The sequence below is a fragment of the Herpetosiphon giganteus genome (assembly GCF_016907925.1).
Classification (GTDB): Bacteria; Chloroflexota; Chloroflexia; order Chloroflexales; family Herpetosiphonaceae; genus Herpetosiphon; species Herpetosiphon giganteus.
This window is the reverse complement of record NZ_JAFBCZ010000011.1, coordinates 114,406-130,640: the sequence shown is the minus strand read 5'-3', so window position 1 is coordinate 130,640 and position 16,235 is coordinate 114,406. Positions and strand designations below refer to the sequence as shown.

General features: G+C 50.6%; 18 protein-coding genes and 2 tRNA genes. 4 read left to right on the top strand and 16 right to left on the bottom strand.

Features of this window, described 5'->3' with window-relative positions; all coding sequences use genetic code 11:
• Positions 1 to 125: 125 nt before the first annotated feature.
• The 10 genes from JOD20_RS12275 to JOD20_RS12230 all read right to left on the bottom strand — a co-directional run bounded on the left by JOD20_RS12275 (position 126) and on the right by JOD20_RS12230 (position 8,340).
• Positions 126 to 479: a DUF309 domain-containing protein gene (locus JOD20_RS12275; protein ID WP_204755536.1), complete on the bottom strand. Its 354-nt coding sequence runs from the start codon at positions 477 to 479 to the stop codon at positions 126 to 128.
• Positions 472 to 705 carry a hypothetical protein gene (locus JOD20_RS12270; protein ID WP_239583830.1) on the bottom strand — a complete coding sequence of 78 codons (234 nt, stop codon included), beginning with the start codon at positions 703 to 705 and terminating at the stop codon, positions 472 to 474. Before JOD20_RS12270 ends, JOD20_RS12275 begins: the two co-directional genes overlap by 8 nt.
• A 40-nt stretch (positions 706 to 745) precedes the next feature.
• Positions 746 to 1,240 carry a zinc ribbon domain-containing protein gene (locus tag JOD20_RS12265; protein WP_204755534.1) on the bottom strand — a complete coding sequence of 165 codons (495 nt, stop codon included), beginning with the start codon at positions 1,238 to 1,240 and terminating at the stop codon, positions 746 to 748.
• A 161-nt stretch (positions 1,241 to 1,401) separates the two neighbouring features.
• Positions 1,402 to 2,112, bottom strand: a complete 711-nt coding sequence (tmk, locus tag JOD20_RS12260) for a dTMP kinase (RefSeq protein ID WP_054535159.1) — start codon at positions 2,110 to 2,112, stop codon at positions 1,402 to 1,404.
• Between the two features lie 42 nt (positions 2,113 to 2,154).
• Positions 2,155 to 3,855 (bottom strand): R3H domain-containing nucleic acid-binding protein, encoded by a 1,701-nt coding sequence (locus tag JOD20_RS12255; protein WP_204755533.1) that lies wholly within the window; start codon positions 3,853 to 3,855, stop codon positions 2,155 to 2,157.
• A gap of 39 nt (positions 3,856 to 3,894) precedes the next feature.
• The gene (locus JOD20_RS12250; RefSeq protein ID WP_152976653.1) at positions 3,895 to 4,902 is read right to left on the bottom strand and encodes a hypothetical protein; all 1,008 of its coding nucleotides are present in this window, start codon (positions 4,900 to 4,902) and stop codon (positions 3,895 to 3,897) included.
• A 631-nt stretch (positions 4,903 to 5,533) separates the two neighbouring features.
• A complete protein-coding gene (locus tag JOD20_RS12245; RefSeq protein ID WP_204755532.1) occupies positions 5,534 to 6,106 on the bottom strand; it encodes a hypothetical protein in 573 nt (190 codons plus the stop codon).
• Between the two features lie 4 nt (positions 6,107 to 6,110).
• On the bottom strand, positions 6,111 to 7,526 hold the full coding sequence (locus tag JOD20_RS12240; RefSeq protein WP_204755531.1) for a 4Fe-4S binding protein: 1,416 nt from the start codon (positions 7,524 to 7,526) through the stop codon (positions 6,111 to 6,113).
• 17 nt (positions 7,527 to 7,543) lie between these two features.
• On the bottom strand, positions 7,544 to 7,876 hold the full coding sequence (locus tag JOD20_RS12235; protein ID WP_338034187.1) for a FixH family protein: 333 nt from the start codon (positions 7,874 to 7,876) through the stop codon (positions 7,544 to 7,546).
• Between the two features lie 116 nt (positions 7,877 to 7,992).
• Complete coding sequence (locus JOD20_RS12230; RefSeq protein WP_204755529.1) at positions 7,993 to 8,340, bottom strand: hypothetical protein; 348 nt, start codon at positions 8,338 to 8,340, stop codon at positions 7,993 to 7,995.
• Positions 8,341 to 8,462: 122 nt separating this feature from the next.
• On the opposite strand from JOD20_RS12230, the gene JOD20_RS12225 reads away from it, so the two are divergent.
• From JOD20_RS12225 to JOD20_RS12215, 3 genes are all read left to right on the top strand, one after another.
• Complete coding sequence (locus JOD20_RS12225; RefSeq protein ID WP_204755528.1) at positions 8,463 to 8,816, top strand: hypothetical protein; 354 nt, start codon at positions 8,463 to 8,465, stop codon at positions 8,814 to 8,816.
• A 92-nt stretch (positions 8,817 to 8,908) separates the two neighbouring features.
• Positions 8,909 to 9,403: a disulfide oxidoreductase gene (locus JOD20_RS12220; RefSeq protein WP_204755527.1), complete on the top strand. Its 495-nt coding sequence runs from the start codon at positions 8,909 to 8,911 to the stop codon at positions 9,401 to 9,403.
• Positions 9,396 to 10,085 carry a DsbA family protein gene (locus JOD20_RS12215; RefSeq protein WP_204755526.1) on the top strand — a complete coding sequence of 230 codons (690 nt, stop codon included), beginning with the start codon at positions 9,396 to 9,398 and terminating at the stop codon, positions 10,083 to 10,085. The genes JOD20_RS12220 and JOD20_RS12215 overlap by 8 nt, the downstream gene beginning before the upstream one ends.
• A gap of 54 nt (positions 10,086 to 10,139) precedes the next feature.
• Here JOD20_RS12215 and JOD20_RS12210 read toward each other — a convergent pair whose 3' ends face one another.
• The gene (locus JOD20_RS12210; protein WP_204755525.1) at positions 10,140 to 10,571 is read right to left on the bottom strand and encodes a MerR family transcriptional regulator; all 432 of its coding nucleotides are present in this window, start codon (positions 10,569 to 10,571) and stop codon (positions 10,140 to 10,142) included.
• 76 nt (positions 10,572 to 10,647) lie between these two features.
• Here JOD20_RS12210 and JOD20_RS12205 point away from each other — a divergent pair, with 76 nt between their 5' ends.
• Positions 10,648 to 10,902 carry a hypothetical protein gene (locus tag JOD20_RS12205; protein ID WP_204755524.1) on the top strand — a complete coding sequence of 85 codons (255 nt, stop codon included), beginning with the start codon at positions 10,648 to 10,650 and terminating at the stop codon, positions 10,900 to 10,902.
• 51 nt (positions 10,903 to 10,953) lie between these two features.
• Here the strand turns inward: JOD20_RS12205 and JOD20_RS12200 are convergent, their stop codons facing one another.
• The 5 genes from JOD20_RS12200 to fusA all read right to left on the bottom strand — a co-directional run bounded on the left by JOD20_RS12200 (position 10,954) and on the right by fusA (position 16,213).
• A complete protein-coding gene (locus tag JOD20_RS12200; RefSeq protein WP_204755523.1) occupies positions 10,954 to 12,624 on the bottom strand; it encodes a hypothetical protein in 1,671 nt (556 codons plus the stop codon).
• Positions 12,625 to 12,783: 159 nt separating this feature from the next.
• Positions 12,784 to 12,859, bottom strand: a tRNA-Met gene (locus tag JOD20_RS12195).
• 47 nt (positions 12,860 to 12,906) lie between these two features.
• Positions 12,907 to 12,981: transfer RNA gene (locus JOD20_RS12190), tRNA-Met, on the bottom strand.
• Between the two features lie 41 nt (positions 12,982 to 13,022).
• A complete protein-coding gene (locus JOD20_RS12185) occupies positions 13,023 to 13,979 on the bottom strand; it encodes an STAS domain-containing protein (RefSeq protein WP_204755522.1) in 957 nt (318 codons plus the stop codon).
• Between the two features lie 128 nt (positions 13,980 to 14,107).
• Positions 14,108 to 16,213 carry an elongation factor G gene (fusA, locus tag JOD20_RS12180; protein WP_204755521.1) on the bottom strand — a complete coding sequence of 702 codons (2,106 nt, stop codon included), beginning with the start codon at positions 16,211 to 16,213 and terminating at the stop codon, positions 14,108 to 14,110.
• Positions 16,214 to 16,235: the final 22 nt, after the last annotated feature.

Here is a 16,235-nt window from a genome sequence, read left to right as displayed (position 1 = left end):
TTCATTGCTCTATGATTGAGTACCAGCAATTGTCCTTTAGGGGGTGCAGGGGGCTGAAAACCTCCTGCGTTTCCCGCCTTGAGGCGGGACGGAAGGGTGGTGATCATGAGAAATTTCTGACATCTTTAGATCTGAATTCGTGGAACCAGATCCCAATCAATGCGGCCTTGACCAGTGCGCAAATCAGCAGGAATGAGCTTGGCACAGGCCTGAATGTACTCGCGAATCCGCCCAATATCGAGGTTGTATTGATTGGTTTCAAACGGGGCCAGCATTTCGTGGGCGCTGGCAAGCAGTTGGCGTGGGCTATCGACAATGCCCAAACGCAGTTGGTTGAGCGCTACCGAAAGCCGAATTAGGCCGCGATAGAGATCGCTACGATTGGCAAACCATAATTCTTCCAATTGCAGCACACCATCAACAAAGCGCTCTTCGTTGAAGGCCGTGATAAAGCCTTGCCAATGCTCCTGCTCATTCATCGTCAACCACCTCAATCACAATCCCGCCGAAGCGTGCTTCCTTGGCGGTGCAATGCTGGCCGTTAATCCAACACTGGTCGGATGGATAGGCCGTTTGATCAGCGCGATAGCTGCCAGCGCAACCAGTGCCAAGCACGCCAGTATTGAAAAACTGCACTCCACGGCCATGCTCATCAGTTGCCAATGCCACGCAATCGGCGCAAACATAACGCGGATAACGTGGCATTAACTGGACAGCTTTGCGGCAAATTGGGCAAATCTGCTGCTTAGCGGGCGTACTGTTGTTCATATTCTGCTTGACGTAATGGTTGGCTGCTGATGCGGGTATTGGCGGGAGCTGCACAGTATGGGCAAACCTGCCATGTCAAATCGATGACCCGTTCGCAGTTGCCACAATTGCGGCGCAAATGGGTTTGGCAGTGAGGGCACAACACAAAATCGGCCTGAATGCTCCGTTGGCAATTCGGGCAGACATGCTCATCCTCAATATCGCGGCGCATAAAAGTTTCTTCCAATTCGCGCTCGTATTTTTGAGTGAGCGTTTCGCGCGGGCGCACCAACATATATAACAACAACCCTGCGAATGGCAAAAAGAAGGCCATTGAGGTTGAAAGCACTTGCACCAAAATATCGTTGGAGCGGCTACTAATATCGCGGTATGTCCATACCAGCGAGGCAACCCAGAGGAGCACCAAATAGCCCCCAACAATCATGCCGACAATCGGCAAGATGCTTTTAAGTTCTGCAATAATTTCTGTCATGTTCCTATGCTTTCCTGAAGAATGCCCCAGTATTGCGGGGCGACTGCATGGGTTTAGAATACTGGCACGTTGCCACGATTGGGCTATTGTACCATATCAAACCACAGCCCAAGCGCATCTCAGCCTGATACCCGACTGAGATGCAGCTTATACAATAGGGCTTAGCTCAAGGTTTGGATTTTGCTGAGATAGGGCTGGACAGCCGCCAGCAGTTGGGCAGTGAGGCTTTCACGTTCAATGTCTGCATCAAAAACCTGCCAACGTTGCGGATCGGCGGCGATCATTTCAAGGTAGCCGTTGCGCACGCGTTCGTGGTAGGCGATTTCGCGGGCATCGAGTCGATTCCAATGCTCGCTTTGGCTTGGGGTTGGTTGCGGCAAATGCGGCAATGGCAAGGCCAATTGGCTCGATTCGCGGAAATCATCGCGTTGCTTGCGTTTGCGCTGCAAGCCTTGCTCCACTGGCAAATCGAGGAAGAAGGTCACATCGGGCTGTAAGCCGCCAGTCGCAAAACGGGTGATTTCGCGCAGCTCAGTCAGATTGCGGCCCAAGCCATAGCCTTGGTGGGCAAAGGTCGAATCGGCATAGCGATCGCACAAAACGATACCGCCCAGCTTCAGATAGGGCAAGATCACCTCGCCAACTAACTGAGCACGAGCGGCAGCAAACAAAAGGGTTTCGGTTGTCGGCTCCATCGCCGTCCATTGACCATCAAGCACAAGCCGCCGTACAGCATCGCTAATCGGCGTTCCGCCTGGCTCGCGAGTTAAGATGACTGGATAGCCAGCCTGTTGCAGATAATCCTTGAGGTAGCGGGCTTGGGTGCTTTTCCCGCTACCTTCCGGGCCTTCAAAGGTAATGAACAAGCTCATGGTTCCCCTACAGTCCAACAGCGTTGAGGCCACGATGCCGATTTAGCGGAAGATCCGAATCCGGCGACGTGGTTCTTTGCCAGTACTTTCTGATTGTAGATTGTACCGCTCAACAATCTGATGTTGCAACCTGCGTACATACGAGCTTTGTGGGCTCAGTTCGATACTTTCGGTTGAGCCATCCATAACTTGGCTAATTGCCTCTTCGACCTCTTCCATGGCCTCGCTCAACGGGTCGCTGGGCGTGACGCTAATTTCGAAGGCCGAGCCAAGGCATTCTTCCATTTGGGTTTGGGTGTTCGAGCGCAACACATACACCGGAATGCCGCGTTCTTCGGCATCGCGCAGGCGGGTTGGGTGCTGGCGATAGTAATTTTTCAAGGTAATCACCATCGTCGCTTGATCCATCTCGCGCACCAAACTGGCGGTAATGCCCAACCGATCGAGGGCTTTTTCCAAGCGATTGCGGCTTACGCCAAAAGCAAAGATACGCGCTGGGGCGTTTTTGCCTGGCTTTTTGATCACGACGCTTGGTTCTTCGGTTTTTAAGTTTGCGCTCGGGCTAGCCATGGTCATCGCATAGCGTTCGCGTTCTTCGCGTTGGGCTTCGCGGCGTTCGCTTTTGCGCCGCCAATCGCGTTCACCATGGTCACGGTCGCGCTCACGCTCGCGGCTGCGATAGCCACCACGCCGCGTAAGCATCGTGCTGGCTTCGCTATCAGCCCGTTCTGGCCGACCTTCGTGCACCTCGACATGGCCTTGTTCGTCTTTGGTTCGTTGTTCGGCGCTTGGCTCATTGCCCTGCAAAATCGAATCGACAGCTGAAGCGACTTCTTGATAAATCGTTACGTCGTCCCAGCTTTGAATTTCGACCAACACATCGAAGGTTGGCGGAGCTTTGCGTTCGAGCACGGTTTTTTGCGTGCCACGCCGTCGGGCTTCTTCATCGCCCAAGGTCACTGCCTGAATCCCGCCGATCAAATCGGAGAGCGTTGGGTTGAGCATCAGGTTTTCCAAGGTGTTACCGTGGGCCGTGCCAACCAATTGTACCCCGCGTTCGGCGATGGTACGGGCAGCTTGGGCTTCCAATTCTGTGCCGATTTCATCGATCACGATCACTTGTGGCATGTGATTTTCGACTGCTTCGATCATCACATTGTGTTGCTCGGCTGGTCGAGCTACTTGCATGCGGCGGGCGCGGCCAATCCCAGGGTGGGGAATATCGCCATCGCCAGCGATTTCATTCGAGGTATCGACGATCACCACCCGTTTGAGGAAGTCGTCGGCCAAAACCCGAGCAACTTCGCGCAGCATGGTGGTTTTCCCAGTGCCAGGCTTGCCCAGAATCAAGATCGATTTGCCAGCCTCGACCAAATCGCGCACAATTTCGATTGTGCCATAAACGGCACGGCCAACCCGACAGGTCAGGCCAATCACCACTCCCGAGCGATTGCGAATCGCTGAAATGCGGTGCAGCGTGCGCTGAATCCCAGCGCGATTATCTTCGCCAAACTGGCCAATGCGTTCAGTCACATAATCGAGATCTTCGCGTCCGACCTCAGTTTCGCTGAGGAAACTTGATTGGTCGTGGCGAAAACGCGCTTCTGGCAAGCGCCCCAAATCCATGACAATTTCTATAACTTGATCTTTCTGTTCATGAGTTGCCAACGGCTCGGCCAAACGTGGCGGCAAGGTTGACAGCAACAGATCGATATTATGGGTAATTTCGCGACGATCTAACATGTTTAGTTGCATCCTTCTCAAACACACGCCGGAGTGTGTTTAGATAGACGGTTCGGAGCGAACCGAAGATGACAGCGACGGCTTAACGACGCTTTCTCTCGTTCCTTCCAGCACAGGCCGCAACAACGGGTTGCGTAATGGCACTGTCAGTTCCTTGACCGTAAGGCGTTGATCTCCAATATGTTCAAAGCCGATCTCCTCTAAGTTGTGATGCAACTCGCCATGATATTCTGGCAATAGGAGATAGACGACACCTTGATGAGCATTGGCCAATTGGCTCATTCCAAATCGAATAACCGACGAGGCTAAGCGTTGCTCAGCAGGATCGATCAGAAGGCTCATGACTGCGGCGTGTGGTCCAAGCCACACATGCAACGCCGCTCGTAAAATATCATCTCGGCCATCGCGCCCAAGCACCCATGAGCGCTGACGAACTCCATGACGCGCAACGACCGGCAGTTGCCATGATCGCGACGTTCGTCCTTCATATCGTACAACAGTCGCAGGGGTGATCGCCTCATACAATCGTTGGATTGCATGCGGGTCGCGGCGCTGTTGTGGGCGTAAAACGATGATTGAACTGCCTTCGGCAACATCGGGCGTTAAGGTGCGCCAAACCTGCCGCGTAGCATAACTTTGAAAGCCAAGTTGGCGAAAAACTTCCAAATAGGGTGAATTTGAAGCCAAGGGCGCAAAAACGCGCTCAATATTGCGCGAACCCATGCGCACCACAAACGCTTCGAGCAAACGATACCAAACATCAGGGTCGGTTGGCTGGCGCATGCCACGCCGAAATGGTTGCGATGCCAGATACACCAAATCTGCATCAGCACTATTTAATCGATACCAACCTTGCACATAGCCCCGTAGCCCACGCTCGTGATAGACCAGCGTATGGCGGTCTTGGGCGAATGGCAGCAAACAGCGCAGTGCAAAGCTCATCGGGCGATGACTGCCCGCCAATACTTGCTCACTGCCCAATAACATATAGGTGTACGGCGCGCGCCGTAACTCAAGACTATCGACTAATCGAACAGGTCGAATCAAGCCAGATTCTCCATCGCATAAGCTGCATTGCCCGATTCCGCTGTGCTACTTTGTACCTATCTATCATCGCACAAATTGGGCCAGAAAAAAACTAGCAGAGTATTAATAAGTATGAAGGATGAGGGATGAAGGATGAATGCAAAAGGCAGAAGGCAGAAATCAAAAGATGAAAGAGCATAGAACAAAGAGCATAGAACATAACGGAAGTCAAAAGGCAGAAGTCAAAAGGCAGAAGGCAAAAGGCAGAAGGCAATAGCCAAAAGTCCAACCCTCATAATCTGTGGCTCAAAAATTATTTTTGTGGAATTCGGGCAATTCGTGGCAAAAAAACGTTGGGGGTTATTGGCTGTTAGCTGTGGGTTAGCAATATCCCAATCATACTAATCTGTGAAATCTGTGGCTAAAAAATCGTGCTTCGTGCTCTTCGTAGATCAGTACTTAACGCAGAGTCGCAAAACATGCATTCAAAAGTCAAAAGGCAGAAATCAGAAGGATTGGGCTATAGGCTTTTGGCTATCGGAGTTTGGTTTACAATCCTACCAACTGTTCCAATAGCCCATAGCCCATAGCCTATAGCCTTACTTCGTGTCCTTCGTGGTTAAATAATGCCTGAACCCTGGCCCCTTATGCTCTATGTTCTATGTTCTATGCTCTTCTCTGCTTGTTGTTGCTTGAGCATGGCATTGCGGCGCATGGTCAGCGTCCAAATTGCGCCAACCATCAAAAATGGCGCTAAACAGATCATGGTCGTGATCCACGGCGGAAACGGTGGCGTAACCAGCACTTTAAATTGATGCTTACCCGTCTGATTGCCCGCCGTCACGCTTACATCAAGCGTCCAATAGCCTTCTTGATCAAACTCGATTTTTTGTTCGATGCTGGCTTTATGCCCTGTGCTCTGGCCTGTAGCGCTTGAGTTGCTTGGCCCAGTGCTATTAGCATCAGCAACGGCCTGAATTGCGATCGTCACTTCGCCATCAGCCATGCTGCTTGGCAGTTCAATATCGCTGTAAAACGTGCCAGTGCCCACATCGGGGTCGGCCTTCATCGAAAGCGTAAACTCGCCCAATTTTTGGTCGTAGAGCACGGTGTATGGCTCGCCAAAGTGGGCCGCTGCTGGCTGCAACGGCACAAGGCTCACCAGAATCAGGCTGGTTATAAACATTCCTCGTAAGAGAATCAGCCAGCGTTGGATGGTTTCCATGTAATTATCCTTCTAGAATGCCACGCATATCCATGGGTTGGCTCAAAAGCCACATTGCGCTGCCAGCCATCGCCACGATGACCAGCGCCCATGGCAGCCAAGCCCAGCGTTGGCGTTGTTTGGTGATTGTGGTTGTCGTTTGCCATGTGATGACTGCTGAAAGCACGCTGCCGAGCAAAATCATGCCCATTTGAAAGGGGTAAATCATCGCTTGCGGCACCAGCGGGCTTAATCCGGTGACGGGCATCCAGCTAAAATTGATGCCTGCTTCGGCCAACAGCGAGCGCAACACTGGCAAAATTGTCCAAAAGCCAATGATAAAGTGAAAGGCATAATGCGCTGTCCACATGGCGATGCCAATTGGCAAAAAGCCCTTCATAAAGCGATTGATGATTGCGATCAAGCGTTCGTTATGGCCGCTGATCCGCCGAAAGAGCCATGCTGCGCCGCCCAGCAACACGACTGGCTCAATCACCAGCGCTAAGATAAAGACTACACTCAGCAAAAAGGTTTCACTGGTGATCGCAAATTGCGCGGTCAGCCAATTGTAAAAGCTATAAACTGGGCTGATCATACCAAAGGCGTTGAGCAACGCGCCCCACGTAAACACCAACATCAGCAAACTAAAATCGCTGCGCTCTTCGATTTTGCCAATCCCCGAGCGTGGTTGGAGGCTAATCAATTCTTGACCTGGCACGCGTGCCAACAAGCCAATGTTATCGTGCGGGCAAGCATGAATACAATCCAAACACAGCGTACAATCGAGGTTGCCAACTTTTTTGGGCTGGAACAACCACAATTCACAGCCTGGCTGATCATCATCACGGCCCACGATACAATCTTTGGTTGCGCAGGTTTGGCAGCGTTGGGGCTGGCGCACCGCCACCTCGATTGGCGAGAGTGTGGAACTCAACATATTGAATTGGCCAAGCGGACAAACATATTTACAAAATGGCGCACCCTGAAAACTGCTATCGATCAGCAGCGCCGCCGCAAAATAGCTCACAATCAGCATCGCCGTCCACCACGGAGAGGCCCATAAATCAAAGCGCTCGTAGGCAAAGAAGAACAGCACCAACAAACCTGCCGCCAGCCATTTATTGCGTAGCCATGTCGGCCATTTAAAGCGCGGCTTGATGATTCGACGCGCCAGATTGCGCGGTAACATAAACGGGCAGGCCATGCAAAACAGATTGCCCACGACCAACAAGGCCAGCATCAAAAAGCCACGATAATGCACCCACACAATCACGGTGGCGCTATTTTTGGGAGCCAGCTGCGCGCCAGTCAAGCCATCCCAAACCATCAACATTGCTAAGGCAAATAGCGGAAGTTGTAGCGCAAATCGGGCATAGCGCCAACGCCCAAGCCAGCGCAAACCTGGTAGTTTCAGCAAATCGATTGCCGGAATCTGTTGCATGATCCAACTCCCTTGGGTTATTGAATGTTGAAGGCTGGTAAGGTTCGTTGCATCACTGCGCCATTGGCTTCAGTTACATTCACAATCAAGACCCATTCGCCAAGCATCGAAAAATCAATGCTGGCCTGATATTTGCCCGCGCCAAGCGCCTGCATTTGCACAATTTGCGAGGGCATGCCAGCGTGGGTCATGGTTGCTTCGAGCTGAACTTTGGCATTGTCGAGCGGCGTTGAGCCATCATTAATCACCAAAACAATGGTTTGTACGCCCATTGCACTTGGTGTTTGCTCAAGGCTCATCAGCAAACGTGGGTCGTCGCTTGGCGTGCGGCTACACCCGATTAAACTCACGAATATCAAACTCAGCAGGATTAACTGCCCATAACGGAATAGCATTGCAAAACCTCAAAAATACTAAATACCCCACAGCAGTGGGCATCGGGCCAATAATTCGACGCTTGAAACGATTAAAGAGTTTTTGGGGGTGGCACGTATTGCGGATGAAACCACATCGCGTAGCGCAAAAGCGGCGTTTCCCAATAGCGCCAGCGTTGTTTGAGTGGGCTTAACTTGGGCAAATTACTTGGCATCAGCCAACTTAGTGGGTTATACATATGGTCGGCGATTGGGTTGAGCGGCAACGAAAACGGCGCTTCGGGGCTTGATTGCGGCGCTTCGTTGGCTTGCGGCATACATGGGTAGAACCACCAGCGCATTGTTGGCTGGGGTTGATTGGCTTGGCCAATTGGCAGCAGAATCAGCACGATTAAGCTGCTGAGCCACCAATAGCCCAAAAATGATTGTTCGTATACCATGTTTGTTCCGCCCATTTAACCACAATCTGTACTATAGCAAACTCATTGGCAAACGCCAAATTTGGTCTTTTAAGCCGATTTTGGTATAGTATAGTTAACGAAAAGGATTGTAGGTTGCTTGTATGGCTCATGAATTGCACATTTTACGCACTATGACGTGGCTCAGCACCATTGTGTTGCTGCTGATTCCGTTGGTGCTTGCGCCATGCCAACCACGGATTTTGATGAGTTATCAATATCCGTGTGCGACCCAAGTCAGCCAAGGTTTTGCTGATGAGCATCATTCCGAACAGCCGATCTCTACGCCAGCAAAATCGCCAAGTGATGCTTGTGTCAGCCATGCAGCTCCATTTTTGCTGGCTACCAAGCAATTTGAGTTAATCCTTGTGGCTGATCAACTACATTGGATGCCCGATCCGATGCACTATCGTTCACCAAGTTTAGCCCTCATCGTTCCCCCTCCGAAATTCATTTAATCCTTCAACACCATGGTTAATGGTCAATCTGCCGTATCATCGGCTGATCTGATCGATCGGTGCGCTCGAAAACATAACCAAAGAAGGATGTTATGCAACCCTCAGTGATTGAATCATCGGATCTTGACGATCTTGATGATCGAACGAGTAGTTCATTTGGACAGCGTGTCCGCCAAAATCTTGGCTATTTCGCCTGGCTTCAGGCGGTGGTAGCCACACTTGGCAGCCTCTATTTTAGCGAAATCAAGGGCTTTCCGCCCTGTAATTTGTGCTGGTATCAACGGATTTTTATGTATCCCTTGGTGGCAATTCTCACCGTGGGGATCATTCGCCGCGACCCGGCGATGCGTTGGTATGCCTTGCCGTTGAGCATTGGTGGTTGGCTCATCGCCAGCTATCATTGTTTGCTGACCTATGGCGTAATTTCAGCTGAACTTGCGCCGTGCAGCGCTGGGGTTTCGTGCCTTGCCCGTTGGATCAACTGGTATGGCTTTATTACGATTCCCCTTTTAGCTTGGGTCGCCTTCAGCGTCATTACCGTTGCTTTGTTATTTGTTAAACCAGCCAAGGAGCTTGATCATGAGTAAATCGATTGCTAGCAATAAAAAACGCCAAAGCCGCACCCGCAAGCCGCAAGGTGGTTTGCCCCGTGAAGTTAAAATGTTGCTCTGGTTGAGTATTCCAGTTTTGGTGATTGTGGCTGTCGTGCTGTTGACCCAAACTGGAGCTAATTCTTCCCAGCCAGTCGATATTTCGCGCTTAATTTATGCCGATAGCCCCGTTTTGGGCAAGAACGACGCGCCGGTAACGGTGGTTGAGTTTCTTGATCCTGAGTGTGAATCCTGCCGCGCCTTCTTCCCAATCGTCAAAGATGTGTTAGCTCAAAATGGCGATAATGTGCGCTTAGTGGTGCGCTACTTCCCCTTGCACAACAACTCGGTTTTGGCGATTGCCGCCACCGAAGCTGCTGGCAACCAAGGCAAATATTGGGAGATGCAAGAGCTGTTGTTCACCAAGCAAAGCGAGTGGGGCGAAAAACGAACTCCCCAAACCGCATTAATGCTGCAATATGCCCAAGAGTTGGGCCTTGATGGCGATAAATTTGCCAAAGATCTGAGCGACCCAGTAGTTATGCAGAAGATTGAGCGTGATAATGCTGATGCGCAAGCGCTGAATGTGCGTGGCACACCAAGCTTCTTTGTCAATGGCAAACCGGTTGCAACCCTCAGCCAAAGCGCCTTGCAAAGCGCAATCGACGACGCAAAATAATGGTTGGTAGCGCTGCTTGATCGTCGATCGAGCAGCGCTTTTTAACTTGCTCCATCATTCGCAACCTTCGCTTTGCGTTGCGCCTGAACAACCCTCGTTACAGCCCTGCTCGTCGCTAATCCGACAATCTTCGAGCCGCAAGCATTGGCATTGCATACCATATGTGAGCAATGCTTGCATTTGCTGTAAGACCTGCATTTGCTGCGCAACTTGGACGAGTTTGCTGTGCGCCATGGTTTGCCAGCGCTCTGAGGGCGGTGTATCAGCTTCAAATCCATGCATTAATGTTTGAACTTCGGCAATCGAAAAACCAGCTTTGCGGGCCAAATTGATCAAGCTAATCCATTGCAACACGCTTGGATCATAGCGGCGGCGGGTATTATGGCGCTGGGGCTTGGGAATTAAGCCCATCTGCTCATAATAACGAATTGCTGACGTTTGAAGGCCGGTTTGGGCTGCGACCTCGCCAATTGATAATCCTTGCATTGGCCAAAACTCCTGCTTGACTTAAAGTGCACTTCACATGATAGCGTACACCTGTCAGGTTATAAAGGAGTATTCGATGAAACTATTGCAAGAGTGTTTTGGTGTGCTGCGTAGCAAGGTTGGTTTATTGCTGATTGCGGGGGTTATGCTTGGCATATTCTTTTTCGAGCGCAGCGTGTTGGGCGGATTATTAGCTGGTGCAACGCCAATCGTTATGCTGCTTGCTTGTCTGATTCCATGTGCAATTCCATTATTGTTCTTACGCCGTAAGCAACCAGCCAACCAGTGTGTTTGTGGCGACCCCAATTGTGGCGGCCTGACCAGCAAATAAAAAAACAGTCGCCCTTGATCAAACCAAGGGCGACTGCTCATTACTTAGTGCTTACCAACCTACGTTAGGGATTTGTTCGGCGGCCAAGCGCCCAAGTTGCACTTGAAATTGTGCTGGATTATCGGGATGCCATTCAAAACGGGCACGCTCAAACCATTGAGTCAATACCCGATCGCCATCAGGATTGGTTTCCAGATGCGGGGCGGTGAGCGGCAAGCCAAACAAGGCTAATGATTCAGCATAACTAACCCCAGGTTCGCCTAAATCGAGGCCATTGCTTTGCCAATAGCTCAGAAACGCGCCACAAACCTTGCGATCGGTGGTGGCAAAATGTTGGCATTGACCAGGCAATTGTTCTGCGCCAGCTGAGCTATCACCTTCGGTTTGCCAATTGCGATTGAGCGTTGCCAAGCGTTCAGCGCCTAAGCGACCCAACGAAACCTCATATGGCGTGCCTGCCAACTCAGGGTGATGCTCGTAGCGCTGGCGTTCGAGAAACTGCACGGTGTAGGTTTTGCCAGTATCTGCATTAACTTGGCTAAATTCTTCGCTTTGCGGATAGCCAAACACCGCCAAGCCGCCATTTTTTTGCCAATATTGCTCGAATAAACCGCCAAGCGAGTGCATGCTTTCTGGGTAATAGCTGCGATTTGCGAGCAAAGGATCGTTGGCTTGGCGCGGCGCAGTTGGTACAACCTCGGTGATTGGCCGCACATGAATCACTGGTTTGGCACCACGAGTATCGCTCCACGCGACCAGCGAATTATTGATCGTAATCAATGGACGATTACTATCGCTATAGCCAAAACGATCGATTGTAAACATGCTTTTTTGCCGAATATCAACCCCAACCAGGCTCAGTTCAGCAGTCGACTGTTCACCAAAATTGAGCGCTACCAAGAAATTTCCACTGCCAGCGAAACTAGAGAGCGCATCAAAACGGCAGTTATTTGCTTGGATTAATGTTTCGGTATTGGCCAATGTGCGAGCATATAAATGCCTGTCGTTGCAATAATAAAAGCTTTTATTGAGCAATAAATTTTGTTTAATCCCAATGTTACAAGCAGGTTCGGTTAATTTTTGGGGAGCTTGTGAGCCATCCAAGGCAAGATAATGGATTTCAGAGCAGACATTATATTTTACCGCAATTTGAGTAGCATACGACCAGCTAACAATTTCTCCATCGCTTTGCAACGAATCAGTGCCATAAATTGTGGCTACTTCGCTGCCAACCAACATGGGAGCCTGATTGCCCGCCAGATGCCATTTCCAGATTTGGTTGGTGATTTGGGGTGGTGCTCCTTCAAGTTCCAACCAAATCAACCAATCGCCAGCAACCGTCCAACGCATGTGGTTTTCTTGATGTGGCACTTGCAAAATGCTCTTGGTTTGGGTCGCCAGTTCATACTGATAGACATGTTGATTATCGCGCCAGATGACCCGCCCATTCGTAATAAAGAAATCATAGGTTTGATTTTGCACACTGCCAAGGCTAATGCTAGTTCCGGTCGTGAGATTGGTTACCAATAATTCACTGGTGTAATTGACGAAATCTGTGCGCCAAGTGCGCCATGCAAGCCAATTGCCATCAAGTTTAAGCCCTGTAATCGCATGCTCGCTCACAATATCGCGGCTACTGATTTGATTTTGTTGGGCGGATGCAGGCCGAAGTATAAAGCCGAGGCTCAACATTAAAAAACCTATGCGCCATAACCACTTCATCACTGGTCCTTTCTACATCAAGACTAATGTGATGATTATAGGCAGGGGCAAGCTGATTTTGGCTACATGCTGTGTGACATTTAACTTGTGGGTATCTGAGAAATAGCTGAGATAATTAGGAGTGAGTTGAGGAGATAATTGGGGCCTAAAATAAAAAAATGGTGCCGATGACTGGAATTGAACCAGTGACCTAACGATTATGAGTCGTTCGCTCTAACCCCTGAGCTACATCGGCACAGAATGAGCGGCTTGGTATAAGCAAGCCGCTCAAATCTTTAGTTGTGGTTGCGGGGAGAGGATTCGAACCTCTGACCTTCGGGTTATGAGCCCGACGAGCTACCACTGCTCCACCCCGCGTTGACCTATATATAATAGCACAACCTTGATTACTTGTCAAATTAGTGCTTGCTCACGCTATAAACGCTCTGTTCAAGCGCAATTTGGGGGGTTTGGGCGGTTTTGAACAACTCGCGATCGACCCCAAGATCGCCGAATTGCATGGCAATTTCTGCTGAAGCGCTGGTAACAGTAACCTCGCAGCCAAGCAAGCGAATTGCCTGAATCATGAGCAGCACATGTTCGGCTGCATCGTTGGCCAGCTCACGCACCCCAGCCATATCTAGAATCAGCAGGCGAGTACGTTGACGATGGATGGTTGCCAGCAAGCGTTTTTGAATGTGCTCAATTCGTTTGGTATCGAGTGCGCCGACCAAAGGCGCGAGCAACACATTGGCGGCAATTGTGACCGCTGGAGTTTCGAGGGTTTCAACCAAGGTAAACAAGCGTTGTTGCTCCTGATTTTGCTTGAGCAAGGCATCTGCTTGGTTGCGCATTAACGTTGATTGCGCTTTGATGCGGCGCTGTTCGCCATCGGATTTGCTGATTGTTTCGCGTAAGGCCAACAAATTTGTTTCATTGATGGTGCGAATCAGCACCATTGCAGCAACGATCAGGCCATAGGCAACCAGATTATCAACTGCTGCATAGACCCCATCGAAATTTGATCGGACGAGAATGCCACCATAGCCAACAACGGCGCTGATAATCACAGCCGTTGAAGAACCCATAATCAAGGCCATTAACGGCGGGATCAGGGTCATGAGGCTGACTGGCTGGGTTTTATCGACAAAGACTGCGCAGATAATTGTCACAAAGCCGACCATTAACCAGCGACTCCATTCAATACCGCGCCAATAGGCAACGCTAATTCCAATCAGTACCAGCAAAATGCTACCCATCAAGAGGGGTTCTTGCCAGCCATTGCGCAGGCCAAGCACTACATCAATTGCGGCAGTTGTGATATTTAACAGCACTAAAAGGGCAAGAATTGCTTGGCGTTGAGTAATTCGGATCATGGAGTTGGCTCCGGATTGCTGGAAGCAGGATTGCATCTGTGTGCTTTATTATACGCACAAAAAAGTTAAAAGAAAATGGGCCGATTGGTATACCCAATCGACCCATTTGGGGTGCTTTGTAGCAGGGTTTAGCTACGTGACTTTTCGACCAATTCTTCTTGCAAGTTGCGTGGAATTGGCTCGTAGTGATGGAATTCCATCGAGTAGGTAGCGCGGCCTTGGGTTTGTGAGCGCAAATCGTTGACATAACCAAACATGTTGGCCAATGGCACGAAGCCACGCACGACTTGAGCGTTACCGCGAGCTTCCATCCCTTCGATGCGACCACGGCGGCTGTTTACGTCACCGATGACGCTACCCATGTAATCTTCGGGCACAATCACTTCGATCTTCATGATTGGTTCCAAGATTTGAGGAGCGCCACGGCGAACGCCGTCCTTCAAGGCCATTGAAGCGGCAATCTTGAAGGCCATTTCCGACGAGTCAACGTCGTGGTATGAGCCGTCGAACAAGGTTGCTTTGACATCGACCACTGGGTAACCAGCGATAACGCCAGTTTCCATGGCTTCGCGGATACCGGCTTCGACTGCTGGTACGTATTCGCGAGGCACAACCCCACCAACGATACCATTGACGAAGATATAGCCTTCGCCTTCACCTGATGGTTCGAACTTGACTTTAACGTGGCCGTATTGACCTTTACCGCCCGATTGGCGTACGAACTTGCTATCGATATCGACGCTCTTGGTGATGCTTTCGCGGTAGGCCACTTGAGGCTTACCAACGTTGGCTTCAACCTTGAATTCGCGCATCATGCGGTCGACGATAACTTCCAAGTGCAATTCGCCCATCCCGCGGATGATCGTTTGGCCAGTTTCGACATCGGTGTTCAATCGGAAGGTTGGATCTTCTTCGGCCAAGCGTGAGAGTGCAATCGACATCTTGTCTTGGTCGGCCTTGGTTTTTGGCTCGATCGCCACCGAGATAACTGGTTCTGGGAACTTGATGCTTTCCAAAACCACTGGATCATCTGGTGAGCAGATGGTATCGCCGGTGAAGGTATCCTTTGGACCCACCACAGCAGCAATATCGCCTGCGTACACTTCCTTGATTTCTTCGCGGTGGTTAGCGTGCATTTGCAGCAAGCGGCCAACCCGTTCGCGCTTGTTCTTGGTGGTGTTCAAAACGTATGAGCCAGTTTCGAGCTTACCTGAGTAAACGCGGAAGTAGGCCAACTTACCCACGAATGGGTCAGCCATAATTTTGAAGACCAAGCCAGTGAATGGTGCATTTTCGTCGGCTGGACGCTCAATGAACTCTGCATCTTCAGCTTCTGAATCAACGCCTGGGCGCACAGCCTTGGTCACTGGAATTTCCAATGGTGAAGGCAAGAGCAACACAACTGCGTCGAGCATGCGCTGAACACCTTTGTTCTTCAAGGCTGAACCACACAAAACCGGCACCAATTTGTTGCCGATGGTGGCAGCGCGAAGGGCGCGGCGCAATTCTGGCACTTGCAATTCTTCGCCTTCGAGATAGAGCATCATCAGCTCATCGTCAGTTTCGGCGATTGCTTCGAGCATATAATCGCGGGCTGCTTTCGCTTTTTCAGCCAATTCAGCAGGAATTTCGCGTTCTTCTTGGACTTTACCAACATCGTCCATGTAGAAGATAGCCTTGTTTTCCATCAAGTCGATGATGCCTTGGAAGCGATCTTCGGCCCCGATTGGCAATTGGATCGGCACTGGCTTAGCGCCAAGGCGATCAACAATCATGCTGACGGTACGGTCGAAGTTTGCGCCCATGCGGTCCATTTTGTTGACAAAACAAATCCGCGGCACGCTATATTTATCAGCTTGTCGCCACACCGTTTCTGATTGTGGCTCCACACCGGCCACTGCGTCGAACACCACTACGCCACCGTCGAGCACGCGCAATGAGCGCTCTACTTCAGCGGTAAAGTCCACGTGGCCAGGCGTGTCAATAATATTAATTTGATAGCGTTGCTCAGCATATTCCCAGTGAGCGGTGGTAGCAGCAGCGGTAATCGTGATCCCACGTTCGCGTTCTTGTTCCATCCAGTCCATGGTGGCAGCGCCTTCGTGGACTTCCCCGATCTTATAGTTACGACCGGTGTAGAACAAAATCCGTTCGGTGGTAGTCGTTTTCCCTGCGTCAATGTGGGCAATAATCCCAATATTGCGTACTCTGTCGAGTGGTGTCGAGCGAGGCATTCCTTACTCCGTTACATGGTTA